The sequence below is a fragment of the Lutibaculum baratangense AMV1 genome (assembly GCF_000496075.1).
Classification (GTDB): domain Bacteria; phylum Pseudomonadota; class Alphaproteobacteria; order Rhizobiales; family Tepidamorphaceae; genus Lutibaculum; species Lutibaculum baratangense.
Genome location: NZ_AWXZ01000017.1, coordinates 299,402 through 315,233, shown reverse-complemented (window position 1 = coordinate 315,233; position 15,832 = coordinate 299,402). Strand labels below are relative to the sequence as shown.

The following is a 15,832-nucleotide window of genomic DNA, read 5'->3' as shown; positions in this document are numbered from 1 at the left end:
ACGGCCGGCGGTTTCCGCCGGCCGTTTTCGCATGCTCGAATGACCGTGCGCATTTGCTGCTGCAGTAGCAGCAGATTTTAAGGTGGATCGCCGTAGATCTCTCCCCCTGTATTGCGTTTTGAGGGGGACTAGACGTGCGACTGACCATCCCGCGGAAGCTCGCGATCCTGATCGCGACCTCTGCCGTTCTCACCACCGCCGCCATGGCGGTTCAGCTCTACGGCCTGAAGAACCGCATCTGGGCGGATCGCGAGGAGATGCTCGTCGCGCAGGTCGATTCCGCGATCGCCATCATGGAGGGCTTCGCGGCTCAGGCGGAGGCGGGCTCGGTCAGCCTTCCGGAAGCGCAGAAGCGCGCGAGCGACGCGATTCGCGCGATCCGTTACAACGGCAGCGACTATTCCTGGATCCTCGACTACCAGGGACTGATGCTGGTCCACCCGCGCGAGGGGCGCGAGGGGAACCAGACGTGGGACGACCAGGATCCGAACGGCTTCCACCACACGCGCTCGATCGTCGCCGAGGCGCGGGCAGGGGGCGGGTTCACACCATATGTCTGGACGCGCCTCAAGGGCAGCGAGACCTCGCCGAAGCTTGCTTATTCCGAGGCTTACGAGCCCTGGCAATGGGTCGTGGCGACGGGTGTATACGTCGACGACCTCGAGGCGATCTTCTGGCGCGAACTTTATGTCTCTCTCGGCTGGCTCGTGGCCATCCTCGTCGCGCTCGGGGCCTGCGCATGGCCCATCGCCCGCTCGATCACACGGCCGCTGTCGCAGATGAGCGGCGTCATGCGCGAGCTCGCGGGCGGGCACAACGAGGTCGAGGTGCCCTTCGTCGGGCGTCGCGACGAGATCGGCGAGATGGCCGACACCGTCCAGTCCTTCAAGCTGGCCGCCCTCGAGAAGGAGCGGCTCGAGGGGGAGGCCGGGACGATGCGCGAGCGCGAGGAGAGCGAGCGCAACCACCGGGCGGCGGAAGCACAGGCCAAGGCCGGCGATCTCCGCTCCTTCGTCGCCGAGATCGAGAAGGGCTTCGGCCGGCTCTCGCAGGGCGACCTCACCGTCCGGCTCGATCGGCCGGTGGCGCCGGAATACGAGGCGATCCGCGGCCAGTTCAACTCGTCCGTCTCGGCCCTGGAAGAGACGATCGGCTCGGTGGTGAACGCCGTCGGCTCGATCCGCTCCGGCCTGTCGGAAATCACGTCGGCCTCGAACGACCTGTCGCAGCGCACCGAGCAGCAGGCGGCCAACCTCGAGGAGACGGTCGCGGCCCTGGGGCAGGTGACCGGTGCCGTCAACGAGACGGCGGCCGGGGCCGACGAGGCGCAGACGGCGGCGCACACCGCGCTCGGCAACGCCGAGAAGGGTGGCGACATCGTCGGCCGGGCCGTGTCGGCGATGAGCGAGATCGAGCGCTCCTCCGACGAGATCGCGAAGATCATCGGCGTCATCGACGAGATCGCCTTCCAGACGAACCTCCTGGCGCTCAACGCAGGCGTCGAGGCGGCCCGCGCCGGCGAGGCCGGCAAGGGCTTCGCGGTCGTCGCGCAGGAGGTCCGGGCGCTCGCCCAGCGCTCCGCGGAGGCGGCGAAGGAGATCAAGGACCTGATCCAGACCTCGAACGGCCAGGTCAGGACGGGCGTCGAGCTCGTCAGCGCGACGGGCAAGTCACTGTCGGAGATCGTCGCGCAGGTCGCCCGCATGAGCGACCTCGTGACGGACATCGCCGGAAAGGCGAAGGACCAGGCGGTCAGCCTCCGCGAGGTCGCGACGGCCGCCGACCAGATGGACAAGGTGACGCAGCAGAACGCCGCGATGGTCGAGGAAGCCACCGCCGCGGCAGCCACGCTGGCCCGTGAGACGGATGACCTTGCGGCCAGTGTGGCGCGCTTCCGCACCTCGGCCGCCCGCGCGAGGGCCGGCAAGCCGGCTCCCGCCGCGGCACCGTCGCGCGGCCAAGCCTCGAAGCGGCCTGTGCCGCAGCTCAGGCCCGTCGCCCAGACCGCCCCGGCCGTCGAGGAGGAGGGCTGGGAGGAGTTCTGACCCTCCTCTCCTCTCACGGACGATCGAACGCACAACGGCCGGCGCGGAAACCCGCGCCGGCCGTTGCGCATGAGCAGCCGGCGGCCCGATAGTGTCGACGGGATCCAGGGAGAGACGATCCTTGCCGACGCTCGACTTCTGGTACGACTTCGCCTCCACCTATTCCTATCTCTCGGCCATGCGGATCGGGCGGGCCGCGGCGGCCTGCGGCGTGACGGTCCGGTATCGGCCGTTCCTGCTCGGCCCGATCTTCGCGGCCCAGGGGTGGACGACCTCGCCCTTCAACCTCCTGCCCGCGAAAGGCGCCCATATGTGGCGCGACATGGAGCGTCTCTGCGCGCGCGCCCGGCTGCCGTTCCGGCGTCCGGACCCGTTTCCCCAGAACAGCGTGCTCGCCGCGCGTCTCGCGCTCGTGGGGCTCGACGAGGGCTGGGGCGAGCGCTTCACGGAAACGGTCTTCGCGGCCGAGTTCGGACGCGGCCTCGACATTTCGAGCCGCGAGACGCTGGGAGGGTTGCTTCGCCCGCTCGGCCTCGATCCGGAGGACACAATCGAGCGGGCGCTCGCGCGGTCGAACAAGGAGCGCCTGCGCATCCAGACCGCGAGGGCCCAGGAGACGGGTATCTTCGGCGCGCCGAGCTTCGTGACGGAGGGGGGAGAGCTCTTCTGGGGCGACGACCGTCTCGACCAGGCGCTCGAATGGGCGGTCGCGGAGCTTCAGTCCCGCAGGTAGCGATCGACGCCGGCGCGGCGGCCGGCCACCGCCCAGTAGGAGAAGCCGGCCACGAGGCCGGCGGCCGTCATCAGGATCGTCTCGGAGGTGCGCTGCTCGATGCCGGTCAGGGGCATCATGCCGCGAGCCGCCGCGGCGTAGTAGCCGAGCCCGGCGAGCAGGCCGCCGCCGATCGTGTAGTAGAAGAAATTCCGCACGACGAGGAGCTCGCCCAGGATGATGCCGACGGCGGCCGGCGCCGCGGCGAGCGCCGCGACGAAGACACTGAGAATGCCGACGACGAACAGGCCGGAGGAGACGAGGTTGCCGGAGATGTGGATGCCGGGCGCCCAGAGCCTGTCCGGCGCCGAGGCACCGATCAGGAGCACGAAGGCCGCCATCAGGCACGCTGCGCCGTAGCCCACGAGAACAGCGACGAGCCGCGGCAGGATCGGCGCGCGCCGGGGCGTCCCGGAGGCGTCGCTGCGACGATCCCGGGCGCCGTCCGTCAATGCGGTCGCGCCTCTTCCTCCGCGCGGCGCTTCCAGGCGGGGACCCGTTCGGACTCGGATTTGAGCTGGCCGCACGCCGCCATGATGTCGCGGCCGCGAGGCGTCCGCACGGGGCTCGCATAGCCTGCCCGGTTCACGACCTCGGCGAAGGCCTCGATGCGCTCCCAGTCGGAGCACTCGTACGGGCTGCCGGGCCACGGGTTGAACGGAATGAGGTTGATCTTCGCCGGGATACCCTTGAGGAGCCGCACGAGCTCCTTGGCGTCCTCGATGGAGTCGTTCTTGTCCTTGAGCATCACGTATTCGAAAGTGATGCGCTTGGCGTTCGACAGGGCCGGATAGTTCCGGCAGGCCTCGAGCAGCTCGGCGATCGGGTATTTCTTGTTGAGCGGCACGAGCTCGTCCCGCAGCTCGTCGCGCACCGCGTGGAGCGAGATCGCGAGCATGACGCCGATCTCGGCGCCCGCCCGCTCGATCATCGGCACGACGCCCGACGTCGACAGCGTGATCCGGCGCTTGGAGAAGCTCAGGCCCTCGCCGTCGGCTGCGATGAGCATCGCCTCCTTCACGTTCTCGAAATTGTAGAGCGGCTCGCCCATGCCCATCAGCACGACGTTCGAGATCGCCCGCTCGACATCCGGCACGAAGCCGTCCGTCGGCCGCGTCTGCCCCGGCCACTCGCCGAGCCGGTCGCGCGCGATCAGGATCTGCGAGACGATCTCCTCCGCCGTCAGGTTCCGCACGAGGCGCTGGGTGCCGGTGTGGCAGAAGCGGCAGGTCAGCGTGCAGCCGACCTGGCTCGAGACGCAGAGCGTCCCCCGGTCGTGCTCGGGGATGTAGACGGCCTCGACGTCGGCTGGTCCCTCGCCCGGGTTGCGGCCGGGGAAGCGCAGGAGCCACTTGCGGGTGCCGTCGCTCGAGACCTGTTCGGTCACGATTTCGGGCCGCGCGAGCGTGAAGCGCCGGGCGAGCTCCGTCCGCAGGGCCTTCGACACGTCGGTCATGTCGTTGAAGTCGGTCACGCCGTGGGCGTAGATCCACTTCCAGAGCTGGTTCGAGCGCATGCGCGCCTGCCGCTCCGGCACGCCCGCCTCGACGAGCCGCACCGCGAGATCGGGGCGCGACAGGCCGACGAGCGACGGCAGGAGATCCGCCGGCGCGTCGGACGCGGCGTTTACGGTCGGCGCGTTCGGGTTGCGCCGCGCGAGGTCGAGGGTCAGGGTCATGGCGTCACCGGGAAACAGGGCGCGTGCTTAGCACGGGCGCGCGCATGCCGCAAAACATAAGGCGCGCGCCCGTGCACTTGAACCCTCGACGCCGCAAAACCTTACCGGCACTCCTGCTGGATGCGGTTATGCGCCGCGGTGACGCCGGAGAGGGAGTAGGTGTCGGTCGTGTTCGTGCCGCGGGTGGACGTGCCGCGCACGCTCATGTCGCGCCCCGCGCGCATCGCCGCGACGAGCCGCCGCTCTTCCGCGGCATTGGCGACCCACGCGCTGTCGTTCTTGGCGAAGAGATCGAAGCTCGTCCCGTCGACCGTCACGGTGGGGGTGGAGTTCGGCTGCAGCGGATATCCCATGATGATCGACACTTCGCTGTCGACGTCCTGCCCGGGCCTGGCCGTGACGAAGAAGTAGATCGGATCGCGGTTCACACCCTGCGGCTCGCTGCTCTTCGGCTGCGAGAGGATGTAGCAGACCTTGTTGCCGCTGTTCTGGCCGGAATAGGCGGCCCAGTCGTTGAACTGCCCCAGCGGCGTCGGGGCGCTCTGCGCCAGGGCCCCTCCCGCGCCGATCGCGAGGGCCATGGCCGCGAGGGCCAGTCGTGCAAGCGTCATGTTCACCACCAATGGTCGCATCGTTCCCGGATGCGCCGGCGTCAGGGCCAGCGCCTCGACTGACCGCCAGTTCCGGAGGATGTCGCGCCGACGGGCGTCGGGCGGCCGACCGGTTGCCGAGAAATGGCGGCAGCAATTTGACGTATCGGAGGATTCACCCGTGCGGATGAACACTTCGTTTACGCTCTTCGCCCAGCCCCCGCGCCCTTATCGCACCCCATGCGGCAGGCCCGCAACAGGGGGCGGCGCGTCAGCCGGCGACCGGCATGTCCGGGTCCGACAGCGCCTCGGCTGCGGCGCGGCGGTGCACCGGCTTGATGTGGGCGGCGACCGCCGAGAGCGCGGCCATCAGCACGGCGCCGTCGTCGGCGAAGCCGACCACCGCCAGGAAGTCCGGCACGGCGTCGAACGGCATGATGAAATAGGCCAGCGCGCCGAGCAGGATCGCCCGCACGCGCATCGGCGTCTCCGGATCCATCACGCAGTAATAGGCGGCCACGAGGTCCTGCGTGAACGGGATCCGCGCCGCCACCTTGCGCAGCCGCGGCCAGAACTCCTCCGCCACCAGCCGCATCCGCTCGCCGACGAGGCGCGGGTCCTGCGCGGCCTCTCCCGTGAAGCTGTCCTTCTGCATGTCGATCGTCCCGTTTCTCCTTCCGGCGGCGGGGCCCGTCCGCCGCGCCGAACCTGTGCCGGCTATCGCGCCGGATCCGTCGGGAGAGACATGGTGCGTGCCGCCCGCCGCGGCAAACCCCCTCGCGGGGCGGCGCGGCCTAGTCGGCCTTCGTGGCCTGCGCCTTCGCCGTCTCGTCGAAGGTCGACAGGAAGCGCTGCTTGGCGCGCTGGACGTGCCGGAAGAACGCCTCGTGCGCGCGGTTCTCGTTGCCCGAGGCGAGCGCGTCGATCATCTCGCGATGCTCGTGGTTCGAGACGTAGAGCCCCTTCGCCTGCACGAGCGTGCGCTGGCGGCACAGATGCAGGCGGTGCACGAAGCTGCGATACTCTTTCACGAGCGTTCGGTTGCCGGCGGATTCGACGAGATAGGCGTGGAACTCGAGATTCGTCGGGTAGTAGCGCTCGAAATCCCCCGCCGCCGCGATCTCGTCCATCAGGTCGAGATACTCCTTCAGCCTGATGAGCATCTCGTCGGTCAGCCGGTCGGCCAGCAGGCGCCCCGCGAGCCCGAACAGCGCCGAGCGCAGGTCGTAGATCTCGAGCGCCTCCTCGATCGGGATCTTGCGCACGAAGACGCCCTTGTTGCGCACCACCTCCACGTAGCCCTTCGCGTGCAGGCTGCGCATGGCCTCGCGCAAGGGGCCGCGGCTCGTGCCGAACCGCGCCGCGAGCTGGAACTCGTTCAGCCGCTCGCCGGGCGGCAGAGCGCCGCTCAGGATCAGGCGCTCGATCTCCTTCTCCACGACGCTCGTCAGCGAGGAGCTGCGCAGCGTGGCGAGCTGGTCGGCGATGTCGGGAATGTCTGAACCGGCTTTCGTCATGGAGCCCTAGATAATCGTCGACAGTCGAAACCGCGACTCAACTTTCGCTCAACGCCTCTCCGCAGGTGCCGCTCACGCCCCCGCCGACACCGACACCGCGCCCATGCCCGCGAGGATGCCGTCCACCATCGCCCGCTGGTCGCCCGTGCCGTTGATGTCGCGCGTGCGGGTCCCGGGCCGCGACAGGGCGTGGTCGATCCCCCGTTTCATCAGCCCGGCCGCCTCCACCGCCTCGTCGATGCCGCGCTGGCGGCCGAGCCAGTCGAGCAGCATGCGCGTCGACTCGATCATCGCGTAGGGGTTCGCGATACCCTTGCCGGCGATGTCGGGCGCGGAGCCGTGTGTCGCCTGCGCCATCGCGATCGAGCCGCGCCCGATGCACAGGCCGGGCGCCATGCCGAGGCCGCCCACGAGCCCCGCCGCCTCGTCCGTCAGGATGTCGCCGAACATGTTCGTGGTGACCACGACGTCGAAGCTCTGGGGGTCGCGGACGAGGCGCATCGCCATCGTGTCGACGATCACCTCGTCGACCGTCACGTCCGGGAATTCCCGCGCCACCTCGTGGCAGCTGTCGACGAACATGCCGCAGCCGAGCTTGAACACGGTGTTCTTGTGGACGAGGGTCAGGTGCTTCCGCCGCGCGCGCGCCAGCTCGAAGGCGGCCCGGGCGACCTTTCGGCTGCCCTCGCTCGTGATGACGCGGACGGAGATCGTGACGTCGTGCGTCGGCCGGAACTCGCCCGATCCCATGACGACGTTCCGGTCGGGCTGGAAGCCCTCGTTGTTCTCCCGCACGATCACGAGATCGATATCGTCGTAGAGGCAGCCTATGTCGGGATAGGAGCGCGTCGGGCGCACGTTGGCGAAGAGGTCGAACTGCTTCCTGAGGATCGGGTGCGGGTTCACCGCCTCCGGCACCTTCGGATAGTCGCGGTGGCCGATGGGCCCCAGGATCCAGCCGTCGAGCGCGCCGAGCCTCTGAAGCGTTCCCTCGGGCATCGTGTGGCCGTGCGTGTGGAGCGCCCGCCGCCCGATCGGGATCTCGTGCCAGTCGATGCGAAGCCCGGTCGCCTCGGCGGCCGCGCGCGCGATCTCGACGGCGGCCGGCACGATCTCGTGGCCGATGTCGTCGCCCTCGAGGATGCCGAGCTTCAGCGCGCCCATGGAAGCCGCCTCATTCGGCCGCGGCGCGCGCGCCGGTCGCCGCCGTCCGTGCCACCTCGCCGGCGTCGGCGAGATCCTCCACCCCCCAGGCCGCGTCGAGGATCCGGCGCGTCTGGTCGGCGCCGACGACGAGCTCCGCCTGGTGGGTGAACTTCGCGCTCACCTGCTCGTCGCTCAGCGGCTTCTCCCGGCTGCCGATCGCCCGCTCGATGTGCTTGGCCACCGTCGAGCCGTCCCTGAAGACGAGCTCGATGTCGACGGAGGCCTCGTGGCAGGCGGGGTCGGCCGTCGCCTGCACCCTGTCTCGAAGGTCCATGATGTCGGGCCGGTTCACCATCTCGTCGGTGAAGGCGGTCGGCGAGCCGTCGCCGGTGAGAAGGGCGCAGGACGCGGAATGGTAGACGCTGAACTTGCCCTCGAGGCCCGTCTTCGGCGTGCGCTTGCCTGTCAGTTCCAGCACGAGCGGGTGCGTCGTCAGCCGCACCTCCGCGATCTCCGAAACCCTTTCGCCCAGCTCCTCGCGCAGCTGCTGGCAGCCGTCGATCGTGGGATGGATGACGATGCCGCAGGCGAAGGGCTTGTAGCTGTTCAGCGCCGCTTCCCAGCTTCTGCCGAGCCCGTCGAGGATCTCGCCGTAATCCTGCTTGTCGGAGAGGACGTTCGCGAAGCCGCGCGGCGCCTCGATGCCCTGGAGCGAGCTGTCGTAGCCGGCCTCCGCCAGGAAGGCCGACATCGCGCCGTTCTGCGCGGCCCGGCCCGGGTGGAAGCTCTTCGTCATCGTGCCGAACATCTCGCGCAGGCCGGAGGCCTGGGTCGCCGCGAGCCCGAGCGCCCACTGCATCCGCGTCGTGTCGAGGCCGATCGCCCGGCCGACCGCGGCGGCCGCGCCGAACACGCCCGCCGTGCCGGTGATGTGCCAGCCCCGGTCGTAGTGGTCGGGATAGACGGCGTTGCCGATGCGGCACTCGACCTCGACGCCGACGACGAGCGAGGTGAGGAACGCCCGGCCGCTCATCGGGCGCGCCTCGGCCACCGCGAGAAGCGCGGAGGCGACCGGGCCCGCGGGGTGGATGATCGTCTTCAGGTGCGTGTCGTCATAGTCGAGCACATGCGAGGAGATGCCGTTGAGGAGCGCCGCATGGAGGACGTCGAGCCGCTCGGATCGCCCGAGCACGCTCGCCTTCCGCGGCCCCGAGAACGGGTCGACGGCCCTCAGCGCCGCGTCGACCGTTTCGTGCGAGGCGCCACCCACCGCGCAGCCTGCCCAGTTGACGAAGGTGCGGACACCCTCGCGGCGCACCTCCGCCGGGACGTCGTCGTCCCGCACTCCCACGATCCAATCGGCGAGGTTTCGGGTCACGGCTGGGGAGGTCATCGGCGTTTTCTCCGGGATCGTGGTCGTTTCCACCGTCGCGCCACCCGCCACGCAACCTGCAGGCCGCAGAGGCCCGCCAGGGCTGCCACGTCAACTAGATCGGCGGCATCCGAAATTGTCAACAGAAGACAGTTTCCGCCTGCTCGTCCGGCACGCGTGCTCACGAGCCGGCGTCAGCCGCCGGCCGGAACTCCCGGCGCTCCTCCGGGTCGAGCTGCGCGATCAGGCCCTGCTCCCATGCGAGGTAGCGGCGCGATGCCTCGAGATTGCCGTCGTGCCTGTCGTGAACGAAGCGGAGGAAGTCGATCGCCTCCTCGTCGGAGGGGTATCCCGCCCCCCTCACCTCCGTCGCGCCCGCCGCGACGAGGGCGGCGTGGCCGCCCCGGACGACGGAGACGGCGGCGAGGCCGCAGGCTTCGAGCTCGCGTAGCGCCCCCGCCAGGACTTCCTCGTCGTCGGCGATCAGGACCGGCCGGCGCTTTCCGGTCAGCGAAGCGAGCCGGCAACGCATCGCCCAGGTCGCGCCTTCGACATGGCCCTCACGAAAGACGTTCGAGGCCCTGAGGTCCACGAGCTGTGCGCGCCCGTCGCCGAGAAGGCGCAGCGCGTCGGCCGGAGAGATCTCGTGCGCCCGTGCCGGCCGCACCTCGACCCGCCGCGTCGCCGGCAGCGCCCGGACCGCGTCGTCGATGAGCACGACGACGGGGTCGAAGCCGAGCTGGCGCAGCCAGAAAGCCGCGAGCGCGGCCCGCACGCCCTCGTCGTCGCAGAGGACGATGCGTGCATGGCGGACGCCGACGAACTGGTCCGTGGACTGGACGAGCTGCCCGCTCAGGGCGTGGCGCGCCGCCTCGATCGGGTCCTGCGCGGCCTCCTCCGCCGACCTCACGTCGAAGACGAAGGTCGTCCGGCCGGTCTCCGCCACCATGTCGGACAGATCCGCCGCCGAGGCCGAGGGGATGCCCCACCGCGCCATGAAGGCGGTGGCCCGCTCGCGGGCCCGCGCACGGGCCGGCACGTCGAGCTCCGGCAGCGGCGCCGCCGCGACGCCGCGCTCGAGCGTCTGCCCCGCGAGCGCCCAGCCCTGCGTTCCGTTCTCCAGCGCGTAGACCTCGCCCGAATAGCCCATGAGACCGAGCCCGATCGCGCCGACGAGCCCGCGCGTCCGGCCCGCGCACCCCACGACCACCGGCACCTCGCCGTCGGCCACGAGGTCGATCCGGTGGGCGAGCTCGCCGTTCGGCATGCAGACGGCGCCCGGCACGTGCATCTTCGCGTATTCCGAAGGCGGGCGCCCGTCGAAGAGGCGAACCCTTCCCTCGGCCTGCCACTCGCGCAACCGTTCCGCGTCGACCGTCCGGGGATGCCATTCGTGCTCGGCCAGCTCTCCGAGTGTCTTCGAAGGCACGTTGACGCCCTTGAAGAGCGTGAATCCCGCCCGCTGCCAGCCGGGCGCGCCGCCCTCGACGCGGGAGACGTCGGCATAGCCGAGCGCTCGCAGCCTCTCTCCCGCCTTCTCCGCCAACCCGTCGCCGGCGTCGATCAGCACGACCGGCACCGCCGGGTTCGGCACGAGCCGGGCGGAGAGGCTTTCGAGCCGGCTGTAGGGGCAGGGCACGGCGAAGAGCGGATGCCCCTCGCCGAACTGCCCCGCTTCCCGCACGTCGAGGAAGGCGATCTCGCCGCCGCCATGGACCCGGGCCTTCGCCTCGGCGGGCGGGACCTGGCGCGTCATGTCGCGGGCGCCTCGGGCCTGCCGCCCTGGAAGAACGTCCGGAAGGCCGGCTCGATCAGGTCCGGCCGGTGCTCCGCCGGGTAATGGCCGGTCGGCACGCTGTAGGCGATCAGGTCGTCGCACCACTCGCCCCAGGCTTCCGCCGGCCTGAAATGGCGGTCGCAGTGGCTGTTCGAGCCCCAGATCGCGAGGGTCGGGCAGGCGATCCGCCGCTTTCCATGGTCCGCCGCGTCCGTCTCGAAGTCGATGCCGAGCGTCGCACGGTAGTCCTCGCACACCGCGTGGATCTGCTCCGGCGTCGTGCAGCGCTTGTATTCCGCCATCGCCTCGGGGCTGAAGATCGACAGGCCCACGCCCTTCTTGTTCAGCTTGTAGTCGATGTAATAGTCGAGGTCGGCTGTCAGCAGCTTCTCCGGGAACGGCGCGTTCTGCGCCATGAAGAACCAGTGATAGCTCTCCTTGGCCCAGCCTTTCGTGACGTTCGTCAGGATGTTGTAGGTCGGCACGATGTCGAGCAGCGCCACGCGCTCGATGCGTTCGGACCGGTCGAGCGCCATGCGGAATGCGACGCGGGCGCCGCGGTCGTGGCCCGCCACCTGGAAGCGCTCGTGGCCGAGCGCGTCCATCACGTCGAATACGTCCTCGCCCATCGCGCGGAAGCTGTAGTTCTCGTGGTTCTCGCCGCCCTCGGGCTTCGAGCTGTCGCCGTAGCCCCGGAGGTCGGTCGCGACGATCGTGAAGTCGCGCGCGAGCGGGCCCGCGATCCGGTGCCAGCTGTAGTGGGTCAGCGGGTTCCCGTGGAGGAGGACGAGCGGTGGCCCGTCGCCGGCCGTCGCGACGTTGATCTCGGCGCCGCGCGTCCTGACGCGCCGGTAGGTGAAGCCCTCGAGCGGTCCCGTCCGGGAGCCCGTGGTCTCGTGCGTCGCGGGAGTGTCCACCGCCATGTCTCCATCTTCGACTTCAGGGGAAGCGCATCCGACGCCTCGGCGTCGGGCGCGCCCCTTCAGTCTCAGGCCGAAAGCGCCGCGGCAAGGGCTTCGAGGTCGCGGGCGCCGTCGAGGTCGGCGACGAGGTCGATGATCCGTTCGCCCTTGTCCTTCGGCCAGCCCGCGAACTCCGCGCAGCCTCGGAACTTGTCGGCGGCCTCCTCGTAGGTCATCGGGTTCGCGGGCGAGCCCTTGCCGAAATCGGCGCGGCCCGAGATCGTGCGGCCGTCCTTCATGCGGATGTCGATGATCGTCGTCATCTTCGCGTAGCCCGCGGCCTCGGCGTCGGGATGCATGTGGAAGTCGACGCGCTCGATCATCGCCTGCACATCGTCGCGCAGCACCGTCTCGTCGGTGAACTCCGGCAGGTTCGCGCGCCCGTCGAGAAGCAGGATCGCCATGCAGAACTCCATCGAGAACTTCGCCTGGAGCTCGTTTCTCGGCCGGTGATGGATCAGCGCGTTCAGCATGTTGTGGTTCGTGCCGACGTCGACCTTCTCGACATCCTCGGCCCGGATCCCGTGCTCCTTGATGAGCGACAGCATCTCGGTCATGCCGGGATGGGTGAGCGAGCCCGACGGGTGCGGCTTGATCGAGATGCCGGGGTCGGCGAACGTCCACGGCGCGCCGAGCTTGCCGCGGATGGCGTCGAGGTCGTAGCCGCCGCCATGCGCCTGGAAGAAGCCGCGCGGCGCCTCGAGGATCTTGTCGGTCGCGCTCCAGCCGAGCTCGGCGAAGTCGCAGGCGACGACGCCGGCCTCCGAGGAGCGGCCGGCGTGGAACGGCTTCGTCATCGTGCCGAAATTCTCGCGCAGGCCCGCGCTCTGGCTGCCGGCGATCGACAGCGCGCGCTGCAGGGTCTCGCGGTCGAAGCCGCGAAGCCTCCCCGCCGCGGACGCCGCCGCGAAGGTGCCGCAGGTCGCTGTCGCGTGGAAGCCGTGCTGGTAGTGGCGCGGCGAGATCGCCTCGGCGATCTTGCACTCGACATCGACGCCGACGAGATAGGCCGCCAGCATGTCGCGACCGCTTAAAGACCGCGTCTGCGCCTCGGCGAAGGCGGCCGGCAGGCACGGCGCCGTCGGGTGGGTGAGCAAGCCGTAGACCCTGTCCTCCGCGACGGCGAGCTGGGTGTCGTCGTAGTCGTCGGCGTGGATGCCGACGCCGTTCGCGAAGGCTGCGAAGCGCGACGGCACCTTCATGCCAGTGCCGATCACCACCGCTTCGCCGGCGCCCGCCACGTCCTTCAGGTGGGCCTGCACGATTCGGCCCGACGCCGCGACCGATCCCGACAGCGCGAGCCCGAACCCGTCGAGGATCGACTTCTTCGCGAGCTCGACGACCTCACCGGGGATCGCGTCGAAGCCGGTGTCGAGCACGAAGGCCGCGACCTCCTCGGTCAGCCCCGCGCCGATCGAGGGGTCGCTCTGGGGCGTGAAGTGCTTGGGCGTGCGCTGTTCCATGTCCTGCTCTCGCTGGCGATCTCTCGTCGCTCGGGCTTGTGGCCGCGCCGGTGCCCGAAGTCGCTTCCTCCGCGGGATCCCGGCGCGCCGACCTTGCCGGCGGAGGCGGCCGGAACCCTCATGCCTAGCTACCAACGGCCGCTCCAAACTGTCAACGATCAACAATCCATCGCGCGCCCGCCCCACCCGGCTCCGTGTTAGAGGCGCGGCCGGAGTTCTGCGGCCGTGGCAGCGAAGGATTGTCGACAATCCTCTCTTATTGTACTCCGGGATCCGACGGCAGGCGGGCGGGATCGGAGGATTCATGAATCGCTACAGGATCGCGGCAATCCCGGGAGACGGCATCGGCGTCGAGGTTATCGCGGCCGGCATCGAGGTTCTCGACCGGCTGGCCGCCCGCGACGGCGGTTTCGCGTTCGATTTCGAGCATTTCGACTGGGGCACGGACCACTACAAGCGCCACGGCGTCATGATGCCCGCCGACGGCCTCGCCCGCATCCGCCACCACGACGCGATCTTCTTCGGTGCGGTGGGGGCGCCCGACGTTCCCGACCACGTCACGCTCTGGGGCCTCAGGCTCGCAATCTGCCAGCCCTTCGACCAGTACGCGAACGTGCGGCCGACCCGTGTCCTGCCCGGCATCGAGAGCCCGCTCCGGCGGGTGAAGCCGGGCGATCTCGACTGGGTCATCGTCCGCGAGAACTCCGAGGGCGAGTATGCCGGCCATGGCGGGCGCTCGCACAAGGGGCTGCCGGAGGAGGTCGCGACCGACGTCTCCGTCTTCACGCGGGCCGGCGTCGCCCGCATCATGCGCTTCGCCTTCGCGCTCGCCCGCTCGCGGCCGCGCCGCCACCTCACCGTCGTCACGAAGTCGAACGCCCAGCGCCACGCGATGGTGATGTGGGACGACATCGCCGCCGAAGTCGCGGCCGAGTTCCCCGACGTGTGCTGGGACAAGATGCTCGTCGACGCGATGACGATGCGCATGACGCTCAGGCCCGAGACGCTCGACACGATCGTCGCGACGAACCTCCACGCCGACATATTGTCCGACCTCGCCGCTGCGCTCGCCGGCTCGCTCGGAATCGCGCCGACCGCGAACCTGAACCCCGAGCGCAGCTTCCCCTCGATGTTCGAGCCGATCCACGGCTCGGCCTTCGACATCGCCGGCAAGGGCATCGCGAACCCGGTCGGCACGTTCTGGACCTCGACCCTGATGCTCGATCACCTCGGCGAACCGGAAGCCGCTCGGCGGCTGATGCGGGCGATCGAGCAGGTGACCGCCGACGAAGGCCTGCACACGCCCGATCTCGGCGGCCGCGCCACCACGAGAGAGGTGACGGATGCGGTCATCGCCGCTATCGAAGGCGACAACGAATAGGTCGTACCCCAGCCGTCACATCAGAGAAGGTCGAGACATGTCGCAGAATGCCCAGCGGGTTGCCGTCATTGCCGGCGATGGAATTGGCAAGGAAGTGGTGCCGGAGGGCGTGCGCGTCATCGAGGCGGCGTCGAAGAAGTTCGGCCTCGACATCAGGCTCGACGAGTTCGACTTCGCCAACTGCGACCACTACGCGAAGCACGGCCAGATGATGCCCGACGACTGGAAGGAGCAGGTCGGCGGCCACGACGCGATCTTCTTCGGCGCCGTCGGCTGGCCCGCCACCGTGCCAGACCACGTCTCGCTCTGGGGCTCGCTCATCAAGTTCCGCCGCGAGTTCGACCAGTACGTGAACCTGCGCCCCGTGCGGCTGATGCCGGGCGTGCCCTGCCCGCTGGCGAACCGGAAGCCGGGCGACATCGACTTCATGGTGGTGCGCGAGAACACGGAGGGCGAGTACTCCTCGATCGGCGGGCGCATGTTCCCCGACACCGACCGCGAGTTCGTCGTGCAGGAGACGGTGATGACGCGGTTCGGCGTCGATCGCATCCTGCGCTTCGCCTTCGACCTCGCGCAGAAGCGCGGCAAGAAGCACCTGACGTCCTGCACGAAGTCGAACGGCATCCAGATCACGATGCCCTACTGGGACGAGCGGGTGGCGGAGATGGCGAAGGCCTATCCCGACGTCCTGTGCGACAAGTACCACGTCGACATCCTGACGGCGCTCTTCGTCCTCCACCCCGACCGCTTCGACGTCGTCGTCGCCTCGAACCTCTTCGGCGACATCCTGTCGGATCTCGGTCCCGCCTGCACCGGCACGATCGGCATCGCGCCGTCGGCGAGCATCAACCCGGAAGGCCGCTTCCCCTCGCTGTTCGAGCCCGTGCACGGCTCGGCGCCGGACATCGCCGGAAAGGGGATGGCGAACCCGATCGGCCAGATCTGGACCGCCGCCCTGATGCTCGACCATCTCGGCCACACGCAAGCGAGCGAGGCGGTCGTGAAGGCCTGCGAGGCCGTGCTCGCCGAGCCGAAGCTCCGGACCGGAGACCTCGGCGGCAGCGCCGACACCGTCACCTGCGGCAAGGCGGTGGCCGACGCCCTCGCCTGAGAAGCCGCGAGCCCTCAT

General features: G+C 69.6%; 14 protein-coding genes. 4 read left to right on the top strand and 10 right to left on the bottom strand.

Annotated elements, in window-relative coordinates; genetic code table 11:
* The first annotated feature begins 134 nt into the window (after nt 1-134).
* Nucleotides 135-2,045: a methyl-accepting chemotaxis protein gene (locus tag N177_RS07095; protein WP_023431600.1), complete on the top strand. Its 1,911-nt coding sequence runs from the start codon at nt 135-137 to the stop codon at nt 2,043-2,045.
* 121 nt (nt 2,046-2,166) lie between these two features.
* On the top strand, nt 2,167-2,778 hold the full coding sequence (locus N177_RS07090) for a 2-hydroxychromene-2-carboxylate isomerase (RefSeq protein ID WP_023431599.1): 612 nt from the start codon (nt 2,167-2,169) through the stop codon (nt 2,776-2,778).
* On the opposite strand, the gene N177_RS07085 is transcribed toward N177_RS07090, so the two are convergent.
* From N177_RS07085 to N177_RS07040, 10 genes are all read right to left on the bottom strand, one after another.
* A complete protein-coding gene (locus tag N177_RS07085) occupies nt 2,763-3,269 on the bottom strand; it encodes a hypothetical protein (RefSeq protein WP_023431598.1) in 507 nt (168 codons plus the stop codon). The genes N177_RS07090 and N177_RS07085 overlap by 16 nt on opposite strands.
* Nucleotides 3,266-4,495, bottom strand: coding sequence for a dual-specificity RNA methyltransferase RlmN (gene rlmN, locus N177_RS07080; RefSeq protein ID WP_023431597.1), 1,230 nt, complete (start codon nt 4,493-4,495; stop codon nt 3,266-3,268). The genes N177_RS07085 and rlmN overlap by 4 nt, the downstream gene beginning before the upstream one ends.
* Nucleotides 4,496-4,596: 101 nt before the next feature.
* Nucleotides 4,597-5,106 carry an invasion associated locus B family protein gene (locus N177_RS07075; RefSeq protein WP_040485334.1) on the bottom strand — a complete coding sequence of 170 codons (510 nt, stop codon included), beginning with the start codon at nt 5,104-5,106 and terminating at the stop codon, nt 4,597-4,599.
* Between the two features lie 250 nt (nt 5,107-5,356).
* Nucleotides 5,357-5,740, bottom strand: coding sequence for a YkvA family protein (locus N177_RS07070; RefSeq protein WP_023431595.1), 384 nt, complete (start codon nt 5,738-5,740; stop codon nt 5,357-5,359).
* 139 nt (nt 5,741-5,879) lie between these two features.
* Nucleotides 5,880-6,602 carry an FCD domain-containing protein gene (locus tag N177_RS07065; protein WP_023431594.1) on the bottom strand — a complete coding sequence of 241 codons (723 nt, stop codon included), beginning with the start codon at nt 6,600-6,602 and terminating at the stop codon, nt 5,880-5,882.
* A 72-nt stretch (nt 6,603-6,674) separates the two neighbouring features.
* A complete protein-coding gene (locus N177_RS07060) occupies nt 6,675-7,766 on the bottom strand; it encodes an isocitrate/isopropylmalate dehydrogenase family protein (RefSeq protein WP_023431593.1) in 1,092 nt (363 codons plus the stop codon).
* A gap of 10 nt (nt 7,767-7,776) precedes the next feature.
* Nucleotides 7,777-9,141 carry an MmgE/PrpD family protein gene (locus N177_RS07055; RefSeq protein WP_023431592.1) on the bottom strand — a complete coding sequence of 455 codons (1,365 nt, stop codon included), beginning with the start codon at nt 9,139-9,141 and terminating at the stop codon, nt 7,777-7,779.
* A gap of 160 nt (nt 9,142-9,301) precedes the next feature.
* Nucleotides 9,302-10,876, bottom strand: a complete 1,575-nt coding sequence (locus tag N177_RS07050; protein ID WP_023431591.1) for a rhodanese-like domain-containing protein — start codon at nt 10,874-10,876, stop codon at nt 9,302-9,304.
* On the bottom strand, nt 10,873-11,820 hold the full coding sequence (locus N177_RS07045; RefSeq protein ID WP_023431590.1) for an alpha/beta fold hydrolase: 948 nt from the start codon (nt 11,818-11,820) through the stop codon (nt 10,873-10,875). The genes N177_RS07050 and N177_RS07045 overlap by 4 nt, the downstream gene beginning before the upstream one ends.
* 65 nt (nt 11,821-11,885) lie before the next feature.
* Nucleotides 11,886-13,322, bottom strand: a complete 1,437-nt coding sequence (locus tag N177_RS07040; RefSeq protein ID WP_023431589.1) for an MmgE/PrpD family protein — start codon at nt 13,320-13,322, stop codon at nt 11,886-11,888.
* A 304-nt stretch (nt 13,323-13,626) separates the two neighbouring features.
* Here N177_RS07040 and N177_RS07035 point away from each other — a divergent pair, with 304 nt between their 5' ends.
* Nucleotides 13,627-14,703 (top strand): tartrate dehydrogenase, encoded by a 1,077-nt coding sequence (locus tag N177_RS07035; RefSeq protein WP_023431588.1) that lies wholly within the window; start codon nt 13,627-13,629, stop codon nt 14,701-14,703.
* A 37-nt stretch (nt 14,704-14,740) separates the two neighbouring features.
* On the top strand, nt 14,741-15,814 hold the full coding sequence (locus N177_RS07030) for a tartrate dehydrogenase (RefSeq protein WP_023431587.1): 1,074 nt from the start codon (nt 14,741-14,743) through the stop codon (nt 15,812-15,814).
* Nucleotides 15,815-15,832: the final 18 nt, after the last annotated feature.